The organism is Lachnoclostridium sp. An181 (assembly GCF_002160325.1).
Classification (GTDB): domain Bacteria; phylum Bacillota; class Clostridia; order Lachnospirales; family Lachnospiraceae; genus An181.
The window spans coordinates 1-14,434 of record NZ_NFKJ01000021.1 but is presented as its reverse complement, the minus strand read 5'-3'; the positions used below and the strand labels follow the sequence as shown (position 1 = coordinate 14,434).

General features: G+C 45.8%; 13 protein-coding genes, 2 tRNA genes and 2 rRNA genes. 16 read left to right on the top strand and 1 reads right to left on the bottom strand.

All coding sequences use genetic code 11. From position 1 onward, the window contains the following. Positions 1 to 94 precede the first annotated feature (94 nt). The 3 genes from B5F18_RS10990 to galT all read left to right on the top strand — a co-directional run bounded on the left by B5F18_RS10990 (position 95) and on the right by galT (position 3,821). Positions 95 to 1,015: an ArsR/SmtB family transcription factor gene (locus tag B5F18_RS10990; RefSeq protein WP_087157705.1), complete on the top strand. Its 921-nt coding sequence runs from the start codon at positions 95 to 97 to the stop codon at positions 1,013 to 1,015. Positions 1,016 to 1,148: 133 nt separating this feature from the next. Then, positions 1,149 to 2,318 (top strand): galactokinase, encoded by a 1,170-nt coding sequence (locus B5F18_RS10985; RefSeq protein ID WP_087157704.1) that lies wholly within the window; start codon positions 1,149 to 1,151, stop codon positions 2,316 to 2,318. A gap of 15 nt (positions 2,319 to 2,333) precedes the next feature. After that, complete coding sequence (gene galT, locus B5F18_RS10980; RefSeq protein ID WP_087157703.1) at positions 2,334 to 3,821, top strand: UDP-glucose--hexose-1-phosphate uridylyltransferase; 1,488 nt, start codon at positions 2,334 to 2,336, stop codon at positions 3,819 to 3,821. A 104-nt stretch (positions 3,822 to 3,925) separates the two neighbouring features. On the opposite strand, the gene B5F18_RS10975 is transcribed toward galT, so the two are convergent. Beyond that, the gene (locus B5F18_RS10975) at positions 3,926 to 4,540 is read right to left on the bottom strand and encodes a TetR/AcrR family transcriptional regulator (RefSeq protein WP_087157702.1); all 615 of its coding nucleotides are present in this window, start codon (positions 4,538 to 4,540) and stop codon (positions 3,926 to 3,928) included. A gap of 191 nt (positions 4,541 to 4,731) precedes the next feature. Between B5F18_RS10975 and B5F18_RS10970 the strand changes: the two genes are divergently transcribed. From B5F18_RS10970 to rrf, 13 genes are all read left to right on the top strand, one after another. Next, positions 4,732 to 6,885 carry a Tex family protein gene (locus tag B5F18_RS10970; RefSeq protein ID WP_087157701.1) on the top strand — a complete coding sequence of 718 codons (2,154 nt, stop codon included), beginning with the start codon at positions 4,732 to 4,734 and terminating at the stop codon, positions 6,883 to 6,885. An 18-nt stretch (positions 6,886 to 6,903) separates the two neighbouring features. Further along, positions 6,904 to 7,419, top strand: coding sequence for a YcxB family protein (locus B5F18_RS10965; protein ID WP_242955856.1), 516 nt, complete (start codon positions 6,904 to 6,906; stop codon positions 7,417 to 7,419). 11 nt (positions 7,420 to 7,430) lie between these two features. Continuing rightward, a complete protein-coding gene (gene tsaE / locus B5F18_RS10960; protein ID WP_087157700.1) occupies positions 7,431 to 7,856 on the top strand; it encodes a tRNA (adenosine(37)-N6)-threonylcarbamoyltransferase complex ATPase subunit type 1 TsaE in 426 nt (141 codons plus the stop codon). A gap of 15 nt (positions 7,857 to 7,871) precedes the next feature. Next, positions 7,872 to 8,603, top strand: a complete 732-nt coding sequence (tsaB, locus tag B5F18_RS10955) for a tRNA (adenosine(37)-N6)-threonylcarbamoyltransferase complex dimerization subunit type 1 TsaB (RefSeq protein WP_087157699.1) — start codon at positions 7,872 to 7,874, stop codon at positions 8,601 to 8,603. After that, positions 8,581 to 9,042 (top strand): ribosomal protein S18-alanine N-acetyltransferase, encoded by a 462-nt coding sequence (gene rimI / locus B5F18_RS10950; RefSeq protein WP_087157698.1) that lies wholly within the window; start codon positions 8,581 to 8,583, stop codon positions 9,040 to 9,042. Before tsaB ends, rimI begins: the two co-directional genes overlap by 23 nt. A 72-nt stretch (positions 9,043 to 9,114) precedes the next feature. Continuing rightward, positions 9,115 to 9,348 (top strand): hypothetical protein, encoded by a 234-nt coding sequence (locus B5F18_RS10945; RefSeq protein ID WP_087157697.1) that lies wholly within the window; start codon positions 9,115 to 9,117, stop codon positions 9,346 to 9,348. 9 nt (positions 9,349 to 9,357) lie between these two features. Continuing rightward, positions 9,358 to 10,266, top strand: a complete 909-nt coding sequence (locus B5F18_RS10940; protein ID WP_087157696.1) for a ribonuclease Z — start codon at positions 9,358 to 9,360, stop codon at positions 10,264 to 10,266. 15 nt (positions 10,267 to 10,281) lie between these two features. Next, a complete protein-coding gene (gene tsaD, locus B5F18_RS10935) occupies positions 10,282 to 11,310 on the top strand; it encodes a tRNA (adenosine(37)-N6)-threonylcarbamoyltransferase complex transferase subunit TsaD (protein ID WP_087157695.1) in 1,029 nt (342 codons plus the stop codon). A gap of 7 nt (positions 11,311 to 11,317) precedes the next feature. Then, positions 11,318 to 12,046, top strand: coding sequence for a 2-C-methyl-D-erythritol 4-phosphate cytidylyltransferase (gene ispD / locus B5F18_RS10930; protein WP_442911375.1), 729 nt, complete (start codon positions 11,318 to 11,320; stop codon positions 12,044 to 12,046). A gap of 88 nt (positions 12,047 to 12,134) precedes the next feature. Beyond that, positions 12,135 to 12,220 (top strand) — tRNA-Ser (locus B5F18_RS10925). Positions 12,221 to 12,262: 42 nt separating this feature from the next. Continuing rightward, positions 12,263 to 12,351, top strand: a tRNA-Ser gene (locus tag B5F18_RS10920). A 342-nt stretch (positions 12,352 to 12,693) separates the two neighbouring features. Continuing rightward, positions 12,694 to 14,226, top strand: a 16S ribosomal RNA gene (locus tag B5F18_RS10915). Positions 14,227 to 14,330: 104 nt separating this feature from the next. Next, positions 14,331 to 14,434, top strand: a 5S ribosomal RNA gene (gene rrf, locus B5F18_RS10910); the annotation flags it as partial.

The window sequence follows — 14,434 nt, the reverse complement described above, 5'->3', positions numbered from 1 at the left end:
ATTGTCCATTATATCATAAGATTGACGGGAGCAAAGAAAGAATATACAATAAATATAACAAAAATATTGTTATGAATCAGAAAAGAGGTTTTGCATGGAATTTAGAAGAGAAATTGATTTTAAAGAAAAGGAGAAAATTGTTTTACTTGGAAAGGCAATATCATCTCCTCTCAGACTTGAAATGCTGGAACTTTTGGAGGAACAGGCGTACCATGTCAATGAGATCGCAGAGATACTGAAGATTCCGGCATCCTCTTCAGCAATGCATGTCAGGGTTTTGGAGGAAGCGGGTCTGATTGAGACGGAACTCCGTGCAGCGACAAGGGGGTCAATGAAAGTCTGTCGAAAATCCTGTCAAAGTGTTTTGGTTGACTTTGGGAAACCGGAGGAAGGAAATGTGCAGAAGATCCACATGCCTATCGGAAACTTTGTGGACTACCATGTGGAGCCAACGTGCGGAATTGTGGCAAAAGAAGGTTATATCGATGTGGAGGACGAGCCGGCGATTTTCTATCATCCACGCAGGACGGAAGCAAAATTGATATGGCTGGGAAAGGGGTATCTGGAGTACCGTTTTCCAAACGCTGCAGTCAAAAAGAATCATGTGCGGCAGATGGAGATTTCCATGGAACTGTGCTCTGAGGATCATGAATACAACATGGACTGGGCGTCAGACATCACATTATGGCTGAACGGAAAAGAAGCAGGAACATGGACTTGTCCGAGTGATTTCGGAGGAAGGAGGGGGAAATTAAATCCTTTGTGGTGGCCAAAACAAAATACCCAGTATGGAATCCTGAAAAAATGGACTGTGAAACAGCAAGGGACATGGCTTGACGGAGAGCAGGTGGAGAACCGCGGCGTTTTAGAATATGGCCTGGAGGAAGGAGATTACATTTCTGTCAAAATAGGAGTAAAGGAAGATGCAAAGAACCAGGGGGGACTTAACATTTTCGGTGATTGTTTCGGTGATTATCCGCAGGACATTATTTTAAAACTGACATATGAATCATAGGGAAAAATAGCATAGAATTTTATACTTATATCAGAGTATATTTTATTGACATAAACAGGTGAAAAATGGTACTCTGAGTCAAATAATATGTTTTGAAACAAAGTTTTTAGAATAAATGAAAAGGAGAAACACAATGAAAAAACAAGTAGTGGAAGTTTTTCATAAATTATACGGGGCGGATGGAGATATCCGTACATATTTTGCTCCTGGACGAGTAAACCTGATCGGTGAACATACAGATTACAATGGAGGACACGTATTTCCGTGCGCTCTGACTATAGGTACATATGCAGCTGCCCGCCTTAGAAAAGACGACAGGATCCGTCTCTACTCTATGAATTTTGAAAGCCTTGGCGTTTTTGAGACAAGCCTTGACGATTTGATCCCATCGGAGAAAGCAGGCTGGACGAACTATCCAAAGGGAGTGATGTGGGCGTTTGAAAAAAAGGGGTATAAGCTGACTTCCGGACTGGATATTGTGCTTTACGGAAACATTCCGAATGGATCGGGGCTTTCTTCCTCCGCATCGCTGGAGGTGCTGACAGGGACGATCTTAAAAGATCTGTTTGGCTTTGATGAGCTTAGTATGACAGAGATTGCCCTTATCGGTCAGTATTCAGAGAACAATTTTAATGGAATGAACTGCGGGATCATGGACCAGTTCGCAAGTGCCATGGGCAAAAAAGACTGCGCAATTTTCCTTGACACAAGCAATCTGAATTATGAGTATGCAAAGATAGAGCTTGAGGATGCCAAGATCGTTATCACAAACAGCAAGGTGAAACACAGCCTTGTGGGGTCCGCATACAATGACAGAAGAAATGAGTGCGAGACTGCATTAAAAGAACTGCAGGCAGTGGTGGATATCCAGACACTTGGAGATTTGACAGAAGAAGAATTTGAGGCACATAAAGATGCCATCAAATCTGAGGTCAGACAGAAAAGGGCAAAACATGCGGTCTATGAAAATCAGAGAACCATCAAAGCGGTGGATGCCCTGAAACAGAACGATATCGAAGAATTCGGCCGTCTCATGAACGCATCTCACGTATCTTTGAGGGACGACTATGAAGTTTCCTGTGAAGAAATCGATATTCTTGTAGATCTGGCATGGAATACGCCGGGTGTAATCGGTTCCCGCATCACAGGAGGCGGTTTTGGCGGGTGTACGGTCAGCATTGTGAAAAATGATGCAGTGGATACATTTATAGAGAAAATCGGCGCTGCCTATAAAGAAAAAGTCGGACATGATGCAGAATTCTACGTTGTCGAAATCGGCGACGGTGCAAAAGTGTTGGATTAAAACCAGGAGGAAATTATGTTATCTGAGAATATTAAAAAATTAGTACAGTATGGAATTGATACGGGACTTATGCCGGAATGTGAGAGAATCTATGCGACAAACCTGTTGCTTGAAATGTTCCATGAAGACGATTACGAGGATGTTGAGATTGCCGGGGAGATTGTTCTGGAGGATGTTTTAAAAGAACTTCTCGATGAAGCATGTGCAAGAGGGATCATCGAAGACAGCATTGTGTACAGAGATTTGTTCGATACAAAGATGATGAATTGTCTGATGCCGCGTCCGGCCCAGGTGCAAAAAGCATTCTATGATTTATACAAAGAATCACCAGAAAAAGCAACAAATTATTTTTATAAATTAAGCCAGGACAGTGATTATATAAGAAGATACCGTGTCTGTAAGGACTTAAAATGGAAAGTGCCAAGCAAATACGGGGAAATAGACATCACGATCAATCTTTCAAAACCGGAGAAAGATCCAAAAGCGATCGCGGCTGCAAAGAATGCAAAGACAAGTGCATATCCGAAATGTCAGTTGTGTGTGGAAAATGAAGGATATGCAGGAAGAGTCAATCATCCGGCCAGAGAGAATCATAGAATTATCCCCATCACGATCAATGAGAGTAAATGGGGATTCCAGTATTCTCCTTACGTGTACTATAATGAACACTGCATTGTCTTTAACGGAGAACATGTGCCGATGAAGATTGACAAAAATGCGTTTATCAAATTGTTTGATTTTGTAAAGGCATTCCCTCACTATTTCCTTGGCTCCAATGCGGATCTGCCGATCGTTGGGGGATCTATTTTGAGCCATGACCATTTCCAGGGAGGAAACTACACCTTTGCAATGGCCAAAGCTTCTGTGGAGGAGACGTTTACTGTCAAAGGATATGAGGACGTTGAGGCTGGTATTGTAAAATGGCCGCTCTCTGTCATCCGTTTGAGAGCAAAAGACGAAAAACGGATCATTGAATTGGCAGATCATATTCTGAATGCATGGAGAGGCTACACAGATGAGGAGGCATTCGTCTTTGCCGAGACAGACGGGGAACTTCATAATACGATCACACCGATTGCGAGGAAAAAAAGTGAGTTCTATGAGCTGGATCTTGCGCTGCGCAACAACATTACCACAGAGGAGCATCCGCTTGGACTTTACCATCCTCATGCACAGTACCACAATATTAAAAAAGAAAACATTGGGCTGATCGAGGTTATGGGACTTGCGGTTCTTCCATCCAGATTGAAAGAAGAGATGGAAATTCTGGGGAAATATATTGTAGATAAAAAAGATATCAGAGAAAATGAAAAAATAGAGAAACATGCAGACTGGGTGGAAAGATTCCTGCCTGCATACAAAGAGATCACCAAAGAAAATGTGGACGAGATCTTAAGAGCAGAGATTGGAAAAGTTTTCGTAGGAGTTCTCGAAGATGCGGGCGTGTACAAATGTACAGAAGAAGGAAGAGCTGCATTTAGAAGGTTTATTCAGATTTTATAGTTTCATAAGATTAGCTGAGCAGATGCCGGGGAGGAATCCCCGGCATCTGCGCGTGCAGTAATACGAATATATTTTGTGATACGGCAAAGTCTTTTTTTGTTGTACTAGATATGAAAAAGCCCGGTCAGGTAACAGTCAAGAGAACGTCTCATATTTCCTTCAAAATCAGCGTTACCTTTGCGCAGGCACCACTCAAATACATTGCCGATCACGATCATGCGGATGTCGGTCGTGGCTTTCTCCAAATCCAAGGTTTCCGGAAGGACACCGGCCATCTGCGCCTTTTCCATATAGGTGCGCACCGTGACGATGGGATAAGGCCGTTCTGTGCGGATGGAAGGATTTAAAGACTGGTTTTTTGGTGTATAGTATCCGGACATAAATTCCACGCCAAGCTCTTTGCAGTACTGTACATAGTTTAAATACACGTGGATAATAGCTGTTTTTGCTTCGTTTGGGCTTGCCGGTGTTTCCAGCAGATCGGGATTGATGCTAGGCTGGTCTTCGATATAATAGGAAAGCAGGTCGTCCTTTGTCTTAAAATGATGGTAGAAACTTCCGTTGGACACGCCAGCCTCTTCGCATATATTTTTTATGGAAAGATTATCATAGCTGCTGCGCTGAAGAATTCTCTTGGCGGCCTGAAAAATGCGCTCTTTTGTCTCGCGGGATTTCAGTTGTTGTTTGGATAACTCCTCAGTAGGAATATGATGTCTCATGCAAACACCCCTTTAAATTTGTATACTTTTTCAGATTAGTGACTCAAAGTATAGCATATAACAGGAGGAAATTCAACAAAACAGAGTAAACTCTATTTTTCAAAGGTTTGCAAAACCATATAGAATCCTATATAATTATGGAAGTTTCAAAATGATGAAAAGGGAAAATCAGGGAGGAAACTTTCAATATTATGGATATTAATTTAAGGATTACCGAAGAATTGGGAGTGAAACGCTGGCAGGTGGATGCAGCGGTAAAGCTCATTGATGAGGGAAATACGATCCCTTTTATTTCCAGATACAGAAAAGAGGCCACAGGTTCGCTGGACGATGAGCAGCTTAGAAAACTTTATGAGCGTTTACTCTATCTTCGCAACCTGGAGGAAAAAAAAGAGCAGGTGCTCTCCTCTATCGAGGAGCAGGGAAAACTGACAGAAGAATTAAAAGAGCAGATTTTGGCTGCAAAGACGCAGGTACAGGTGGATGATCTTTACCGTCCTTTCCGGCCTAAGAGAAGGACAAGGGCAACGGCTGCAAAAGAAAAAGGACTGGAGCCGCTTGCAGCGCTCATCTGTCTGCAGAAGATGAAGGAGCCGGTCGAAAAAGCAGCACAGCAGTATATTTCTGAGGAAAAAGGGGTTCTGACGGCAGAGGAAGCGATCGCAGGTGCAAAGGACATCATAGCGGAAAATATTTCTGATGAACCTGTGTACAGACAGCACATCAGGGATTATACAGTCCGCCACGGCAAGATTGTGTCAGCGGCAAAGGATAAAGAGGAATCCTCTGTCTATGAGATGTACTATGAATTTGAGGAACCGATTCAAAAGCTGGCAGGACACCGGGTTCTGGCGCTGAATCGAGGGGAAAAAGAAAAGTTCCTGACCGTAAAAGTACAGGCGCCGGAGGAAAAACTTTTAAGTTACCTGGAAAAGCATATCATTGTCTCTGAAAATTCATTTACTGCTCCTGTTTTAAAGGAAACCATTGAGGACAGTTACAGGCGGTTGATTGCCCCTGCTGTGGAGAGAGAGATACGCAACGGGCTTACGGAGAAGGCAGAAGACGGAGCTATCGGGGTATTTGGAAAAAATCTGGAGCAGCTTTTGATGCAGCCGCCAATTTCCGGTCAGGTTGTACTCGGATGGGACCCGGCGTTCCGCACCGGATGTAAACTTGCGGTTGTCGATGCAACAGGAAAGGTGCTGGATACTACAGTGATCTATCCGACTGCGCCTACAACTCCACAAAAGATCACGGCGGCAAAGGAGACGTTGAAAAAACTGATTGAAAAGTATGGGATTACGCTGATATCTCTTGGAAACGGAACAGCCTCCAGAGAGTCTGAGATGGTCATTGTGGAACTTATCAAGGAGATTTCCGGGAAATTGCAGTATGTCATTGTAAATGAGGCGGGAGCATCCGTGTACTCGGCAAGCAAGCTGGCATCAGAGGAATTCCCGAATTTTGATGTGGGACAAAGGAGTGCCACGTCCATTGCGAGGAGACTTCAGGATCCGTTGGCGGAACTTGTGAAAATTGAACCAAAATCCATCGGGGTAGGGCAGTATCAGCATGACTGCAATCAGAAAAAATTAAGTGAGGCACTGCAAGGCGTAGTGGAATCCTGCGTGAACAAAGTGGGAGTGGACCTGAATACAGCATCTGCACCGCTTTTATCTTATATTTCCGGGATTTCCTCTGCCATTGCAAAAAATATCGTGGCATACAGGGAGGAGAACGGAAAATTTGCGGACAGGAAAAGTCTTCTCAAAGTGCCGAAACTGCGACCAAAAGCTTTTGAGCAGTGTGCAGGTTTCCTTAGGATCCCGGGAGGCGCAAATCCGCTTGATGGGACGAGTGTGCACCCGGAATCTTATAAAGCTGCACAGAGTCTGCTGAATAACCAGGGGTATTCTGTCGATGATCTAAAAGAGAAAGGTGGTATTCCTGGACTTTCAAAGTCAGTGGAAGATTATAAAAAACTTTCAGAGGAGCTTGGCATCGGGGAGATCACACTTCGAGACATTGTAAAGGAGCTTGAAAAACCGGGAAGAGACCCAAGAGATGAGATGCCAAGACCAATTCTGCGCACAGACGTTCTGGAGATGAAAGACTTGAAGGAAGGTATGGTACTCAAAGGAACTGTGCGCAATGTCATTGACTTTGGTGTGTTTGTGGATATTGGTGTGCACCAGGACGGACTTGTCCATATTTCACAGATCACGGATAAATTTATCAGACATCCTCTTGAGGCCGTGAGCGTGGGCGATGTTGTGGATGTAAAGGTGATGAGTGTGGATTTGAAGAAAAAGAGGATCCAGCTTACGATGCGTGGAATATAAAAAGATGGAGGGCGGCATATGGCGGAAGGGGTAGTAAAATTTGATGTAAAGATGACGGATAAAGCCATGTACGATTTTTTGTTATACCACACGTACACAAAAGTGAGCGGCATGCTTGGAGTAATGTTTGGATTTCTCATGTTTCTGGTGGCATTTAGGCAGCTGGCACAAAAACAGCCGGAGACATCCGTGTTCTTCTTTTTTCTTGCTTTTTTCTTTTTGGTGTTTACGCCATTTATTCTTTGGAAGAGAGCAAAAGAACAGGTGAAACATACACCGATGTTTCAGGAACCGATCCATTATGAGCTCAACCAAAAAGGCGTGGCTGTATCACAGGGGGAACAGAAAACTTTAAATAAATGGAAAGACTTTGAAAAGGCGGTTGCCACGAATCAAAGCATTATCCTCTATGTAACGAGGATGAGGGCGATCATTTTCCCGAGAAAAGATATGGGAGAACAGTATACCGCGGCAGTGAGCATGATATACACGCACATGCCGGCGGCAAAGGTAAAGATTCGTCAGGTAAGATAAAGGGGAAAAATATGGTAACAGAGACAAGAAGTGCAAGGGAAACATTTGCATTTGCGAAAAAACTGGCAGAGCAGGCAAAAGCCGGGGATGTATTTACTTTGACCGGGGATCTTGGAGTAGGGAAAACGGTTTTTACCCAAGGGTTTGCAAAAGGGCTTGGAATCGGAGAGCCGGTGAACAGCCCTACGTTCACGATCGTTCAGGTGTATGAAGGAGGAAGGCTTGCGTTCTATCATTTTGACGTGTACCGTATCGGAGACATTGAAGAGATGGAAGAAATCGGATATGAGGATTATTTTTACGGCGATGGAGTCTCCGTGGTCGAGTGGGCTGATCTTATTGAAGAGATTCTTCCGCCTCACTATACAGCAGTTAAAATTGAAAAGGATCTCTCCCAGGGCTTTGACTATCGTAAGATCACAGTGGAGGAAAAATAGAGAGGAGGTGGAAACATGAGGATACTGGCATTAGACAGCTCCGGGCTTGTGGCCACGGTGGCGGTTGTGGAGGAAGATAAGACAATCGCAGAATACACGGTGAATTATAAAAAGACCCATTCCCAGACACTGCTCCCTATGCTGGACGAGGTGGTGAGGATGACGGAAATGGATTTAACGAGCATAGATGCCATTGCAGTGGCAGCAGGTCCCGGCTCCTTTACAGGACTGCGTATCGGGAGTGCCACTGCAAAAGGACTTGGGCTTGCGCTCGACAAACCGCTCATACACATTCCGACAGTGGATGCCCTGGCCTACAATATTTTCGGGACTTCCCGCATCATCTGCCCGATGATGGATGCCAGAAGAAATCAGGTCTATACCGGACTTTACCGGTTTGAGACTGCGTTTCAGGTTGTGGAAGAGCAGATGGCAGCTGGCGTGGACGAGATTGTAGAGAAGATCAATAAAAGGGGAGAACCGGTTGTGTTCTTAGGTGACGGAGTGCCGGTTCAGGAGCAATACCTTAATGAACATGTGGAAGTGGATTACCTGATCGCGCCTTCCCATTTGAACAGGCAGAGAGCTGCTGCGGTAGGGACACTCGCACTTTCCTATTACAAAAAAGGAAGATTGGAGAGCGCAAAGGATCACCAGCCGGACTACTTAAGGCTTTCCCAGGCTGAGAGAGAGCGGATGGAAAGAGAAAAGGCGGAAGAGAAAAATGTTGGAAATCAGGACGACTAAAAGGGAAGATCTGTGGGCAATGGCAGTTCTGGAAAAGAAGATTTTTTCTGATGCATGGAGCAAAAAAGCGCTTGAGGAAACATTTGAGCAGGAATCTGCCAGAATTTTTGCAGCCTTTGAGGACGGGAATATGGCGGGGTATTGTATTGCATACCAGATTCTCGATGAGGCAGAGATAGCCCGCATTGCTGTGGACAAGGACAGGCGCAGGAATGGGATTGGAGGCCTGCTTTTAGAACAGTTGAAAAAAATTTCTAAAAATCAGGGAGGAAAGAGGATTCTTTTGGATGTAAGGGAAGGAAACTTTGCGGCAAGAGCTTTCTATGAGAAAGAGGGATTTCAGATAGATGGCACAAGAAAGGGGTTCTACCGAAATCCAAAAGAAGATGCTGTGTTGATGAGTCTTACTTTACAGGAAGTATCCACAACTTCCCAGTAGGAATTGAAAGGCCTTGAGGATATAATGAAGGCGTATCAAGCACAAATGTGCGTATTTCACAGGAGGAAATTTATGCGCCAGTATACGGAAAAAAAGAGAAAAGAAACAGAAAAAGTTTTTTGCAATCAATGTGGAAAGGAAATCCGGAAACAAGGGGAAATGTTTGTGGAGGATTATCTTTGCGTGGAAAAACGGTGGGGATATTTCTCTAAAAAGGATAATGAAGTGCATCGCTTTGAACTGTGCGAAGACTGTTATGATAAGCTTTGTGCTTCTTTTCGGATTCCTGTTGACATAGAAAAATAGGAGAGGATTATGTTAGATGTATGTTTGCTGGGAACAGGGGGCATGATGCCCCTTCCTTATCGTTGGCTGACTGCCTTGATGACGAGATTTAACGGCAGCAGCCTTTTGATCGACTGCGGAGAAGGCACGCAGATTGCCATAAAAGAGAAAGGGTGGAGTTTTAAACCGATTGATGTGATCTGTTTTACACATTATCACGGCGATCATATCAGCGGACTTCCGGGACTTCTTCTTACCATGGGAAATGCGGAGCGAAAAGAACCGCTGACGCTGATCGGACCAAAAGGACTGCAAAGGGTGGTGAGCGCGCTTCGCATCATTGCCCCGGAGCTGCCGTTTGAAATCCGTTATGAGGAGATCACTGAGGCGGAAAAAACATTTGAGATGAATGGATACCGGCTTAAGGCGTTCCGGGTGAATCACAATGTTGTGTGTTATGGATATACACTGGAGATCGACCGGGCTGGAAAATTCGATGTGGAGAGGGCGAATCTGCACCATATACCGCAGAAATACTGGAGATTTCTCCAAAAAGGGGAGACGGTCGAGGAAGAGGGGAAGGTTTACACACCGGATATGGTTCTTGGACCTGCCAGAAAAGGAATCAAAGTGACATACACAACGGACACAAGGCCTACCAATTCCATTTTGGAACATGCAAAAGGCTCTGATTTGTTTATTTGTGAGGGTATGTACGGGGAAAAAGAAAAGGCCCCAAAAGCAGTGGAGTATAAGCATATGACCTTTTACGAGGCTGCCCATCTTGCGAAAGAGGCGGATGTTAAGGAAATGTGGCTGACACACTACAGTCCGTCTTTGGCGTACCCTGAAAATTATATAGATGACGTGAAGGCGATTTTTCCGGCAGCAGTTGCGGCAAAGGATGGACGCACGGTTACGCTTGCTTTTGAAGATTAGAAATGGGTGTTGAAAATGAAGGAAAAGAAAGATGTTTTAATATTGGCGATCGAGAGTTCCTGCGATGAAACAGCGGCAGCAGTAGTGAAAAACGGAAGAGAAGTGCTGTCTAATGTCATTTCTTCCCAGATTGAACTGCACAAACTGTACGGAGGGGTTGTCCCGGAAATTGCATCAAGAAAGCATATAGAAAAGATCAATCAGGTTATTGAAGAGGCGCTCAAGGAGGCGGATATCAAGTTGGATGACTGCGATGCCATTGGAGTTACATACGGCCCGGGGCTTGTGGGCGCGCTGCTCGTGGGGGTGGCGGAGGCAAAGGCCATTGCCTATGCAAAAGATCTTCCGCTTGTGGGAGTGCATCACATTGAAGGACATATTTCAGCCAACTATATAGAAAATAAGGAGCTGAAACCTCCGTTTATCTGCCTGGTCGTATCCGGCGGACATACACATCTTGTATGTGTGAAGGATTATGGAGAGTATGAGATTATCGGGCGTACAAGAGATGATGCGGCAGGCGAGGCGTTTGACAAAGTGGCGCGTGCGATCGGGCTTGGCTATCCCGGAGGGCCAAAGATTGATAAGCTTTCAAAAGAAGGAAATGCAGATGCCATTGCCTTTCCAAAAGCGCATGTGGAGGATGGGCCATACGATTTCAGTTTCAGCGGGGTCAAATCCTCTGTTCTCAATTATATCAATGGCTGCAAGATGAAAGGAGATGACTATTCTTGCGCAGATATTGCTGCGTCCTTTCAAAAGGCAGTTACAGAGGTACTCGTCGAAAATGCCATGCGGGCGGTGAAAGAGTACGGGATGGACAAGCTGGCGATTGCCGGTGGTGTGGCGTCAAACAGTACACTCCGGGCAGCCATGGAAAAGGCGTGCGAAGAAAACAATATCCGGTTTTTCCATCCGTCCCCGATATACTGCACAGACAATGCGGCTATGATAGGTGTGGCGGCATATTATGAGTATGAAAAAGGGGTAAGGCATGGATGGGATTTGAATGCAGTGCCTAACCTGAAACTGGGAGAACGGTAAAATGGAGATGGAAAATAAAAAGCAGACCTATTGTACAGCAATCGTGCTTGCGGCCGGGCAGGGCAAAAGGATGGGTGGTAATGTCCAGAAACAGTTTTTGGAGCTGAAAGGAAGGCCGGTCATATGTCATTCTCTTCAGGCTTTTGAAGATTCGGACAAAATAGATGAAGTGATCCTTGTGGCAGGTCAAGGCAAAAATGAGTATTGTAAAAAAGAAATCGTAGAAAAATACGGTTTTCGAAAGGTCATGGTGATTGTGGAAGGCGGGAAAGAGCGGTATCATTCTGTGTGGAATGCACTCCAAAAAGCAGGGGAATCCGATCACGGCGCGGAAGAGGAATATATCTTTATACACGACGGAGCAAGACCATTTTTGGATGTTGAAATGATCGACAGGGGATACGAATGCGTCAGGAGGGATAAGGCATGTGTGTTTGCAATGCCTGTAAAGGACACAATAAAATTGGCTGACGGGAACGATTACGTCTGTGACACTCCGAACAGAGCTTATCTGTGGCAGATACAGACTCCTCAAATCTTTGAGAAAACCCTGATCATGCAGGCTTACAAAAGTATCATGGAATACGAGGATGAAACGATCACAGATGACGCGATGGTTGTGGAAAAGACAACAGGGAGAAAGGTAAGACTGATAAAAGGCAGTTACGAGAACATAAAAATAACAACGCCAGAAGATTTACCTATTGCCGAAATTTTCGCGGAAAAAAGAAAATAAAAAACAAAACAAAAAACTGGTTGACGCCGCGGGAAAACTGTGCTAGAATACATTTTGTCGTGAAACGCGGCGGACAACCAAATAGTTTGGAGAGGTATCGAAGTGGTCATAACGAGGCGGTCTTGAAAACCGTTTGTCCGCAAGGGCGCGTGGGTTCGAATCCCACCCTCTCCGTTTAAAACCCAAAAAAGGGTTTTGTATTCAATGTCAGGTTTTGGAGAAGTACCCAAGTGGCTGAAGGGGCTCCCCTGGAAAGGGAGTAGGTCGTTAATAGCGGTGCGAGGGTTCAAATCCCTCCTTCTCCGTTTGCTTTGGAAACAAAGCGGTGGATAAACAAAAAGGTATTGACAAATATGCCGAAAATTGTTAATCTAATATGGCTGTCGCAAAGAGCGGCGGAGGAGTTTGGAAAGGACTTGAAAAAAATAAATAAAAAAGTTCTTGACAAACAAAAATGAATGAGATATAATAAACGAGCTGTTTCGAGAGAGACGGCGAAAAACAGAGAACTTTGACAATTCAACAATAGACAACAACCCTGAAAATTTCGAGAGAAAATTTTCGAGCGAGCCGAGCGATCGGCGAGTACAAACAAACAGTAAAAAGGGAAGAATAAGCCAGAAGGGTTATTCTGACCGGAGAGAACTTTATACGAGAGTTTGATCCTGGCTCAGGATGAACGCTGGCGGCGTGCTTAACACATGCAAGTCGAGCGAAGCACTTTGATCGGATTTCTTCGGAATGACGATTGATTTGACTGAGCGGCGGACGGGTGAGTAACGCGTGGGTAACCTGCCTCACACAGGGGGATAACAGTTGGAAACGGCTGCTAATACCGCATAAGCGCACGGGGACGCATGTTTCTGTGTGAAAAACTCCGGTGGTGTGAGATGGACCCGCGTCTGATTAGGTAGTTGGTGAGGTAACGGCTCACCAAGCCGACGATCAGTAGCCGACCTGAGAGGGTGACCGGCCACATTGGGACTGAGACACGGCCCAAACTCCTACGGGAGGCAGCAGTGGGGAATATTGCACAATGGGGGAAACCCTGATGCAGCGACGCCGCGTGAAGGAAGAAGTATTTCGGTATGTAAACTTCTATCAGCAGGGAAGAAAATGACGGTACCTGACTAAGAAGCCCCGGCTAACTACGTGCCAGCAGCCGCGGTAATACGTAGGGGGCAAGCGTTATCCGGATTTACTGGGTGTAAAGGGAGCGTAGACGGAGCTGCAAGTCTGATGTGAAAGCCCGGGGCTCAACCCCGGGACTGCATTGGAAACTGTAGATCTAGAGTGCCGGAGAGGTAAGCGGAATTCCTAGTGTAGCGGTGAAATGCGTAGATATTAGGAGGAACACCAGTGGCGAAGGCGGCTTACTGGACGGTGACTGACGTTGAGGCTCGAAAGCGTGGGGAGCAAACAGGATTAGATACCCTGGTAGTCCACGCCGTAAACGATGACTACTAGGTGTCGGGGAGCAAAGCTCTTCGGTGCCGCAGCCAACGCAATAAGTAGTCCACCTGGGGAGTACGTTCGCAAGAATGAAACTCAAAGGAATTGACGGGGACCCGCACAAGCGGTGGAGCATGTGGTTTAATTCGAAGCAACGCGAAGAACCTTACCTGGTCTTGACATCCGGCTGACGGGCGAGTAATGTCGCCTTCTCTTCGGAGCAGCCGAGACAGGTGGTGCATGGTTGTCGTCAGCTCGTGTCGTGAGATGTTGGGTTAAGTCCCGCAACGAGCGCAACCCCTATCTTCAGTAGCCAGCGGCAAGGCCGGGCACTCTGGAGAGACTGCCAGGGAGAACCTGGAGGAAGGTGGGGATGACGTCAAATCATCATGCCCCTTATGACCAGGGCTACACACGTGCTACAATGGCGTAAACAAAGGGAGGCGAGACTGTGAAGTGGAGCAAATCCCAAAAATAACGTCTCAGTTCGGATTGTAGTCTGCAACTCGACTACATGAAGCTGGAATCGCTAGTAATCGCGAATCAGCATGTCGCGGTGAATACGTTCCCGGGTCTTGTACACACCGCCCGTCACACCATGGGAGTCAGCAACGCCCGAAGTCAGTGACCCAACCGCAAGGAGGGAGCTGCCGAAGGCGGGGCGGATGACTGGGGTGAAGTCGTAACAAGGTAGCCGTATCGGAAGGTGCGGCTGGATCACCTCCTTTCTAAGGAAAAGAGTAGGGGATGTTGTCTATTGTTGAGTTGTCGAGGCAGAGGGAGAACTTTTTTCTGAGAAGGGGAAAGGACCTCGCTGAGTACTCAAAGCTTTTCTGGTGGCGATGCGCTTAAGGGAAACACCCGTACCCATCCCGAACACGAAGGTTAAGCCTTAAGCGGCCGATGGTACTGCACTGGAGACGGTGTGGGAGAGTA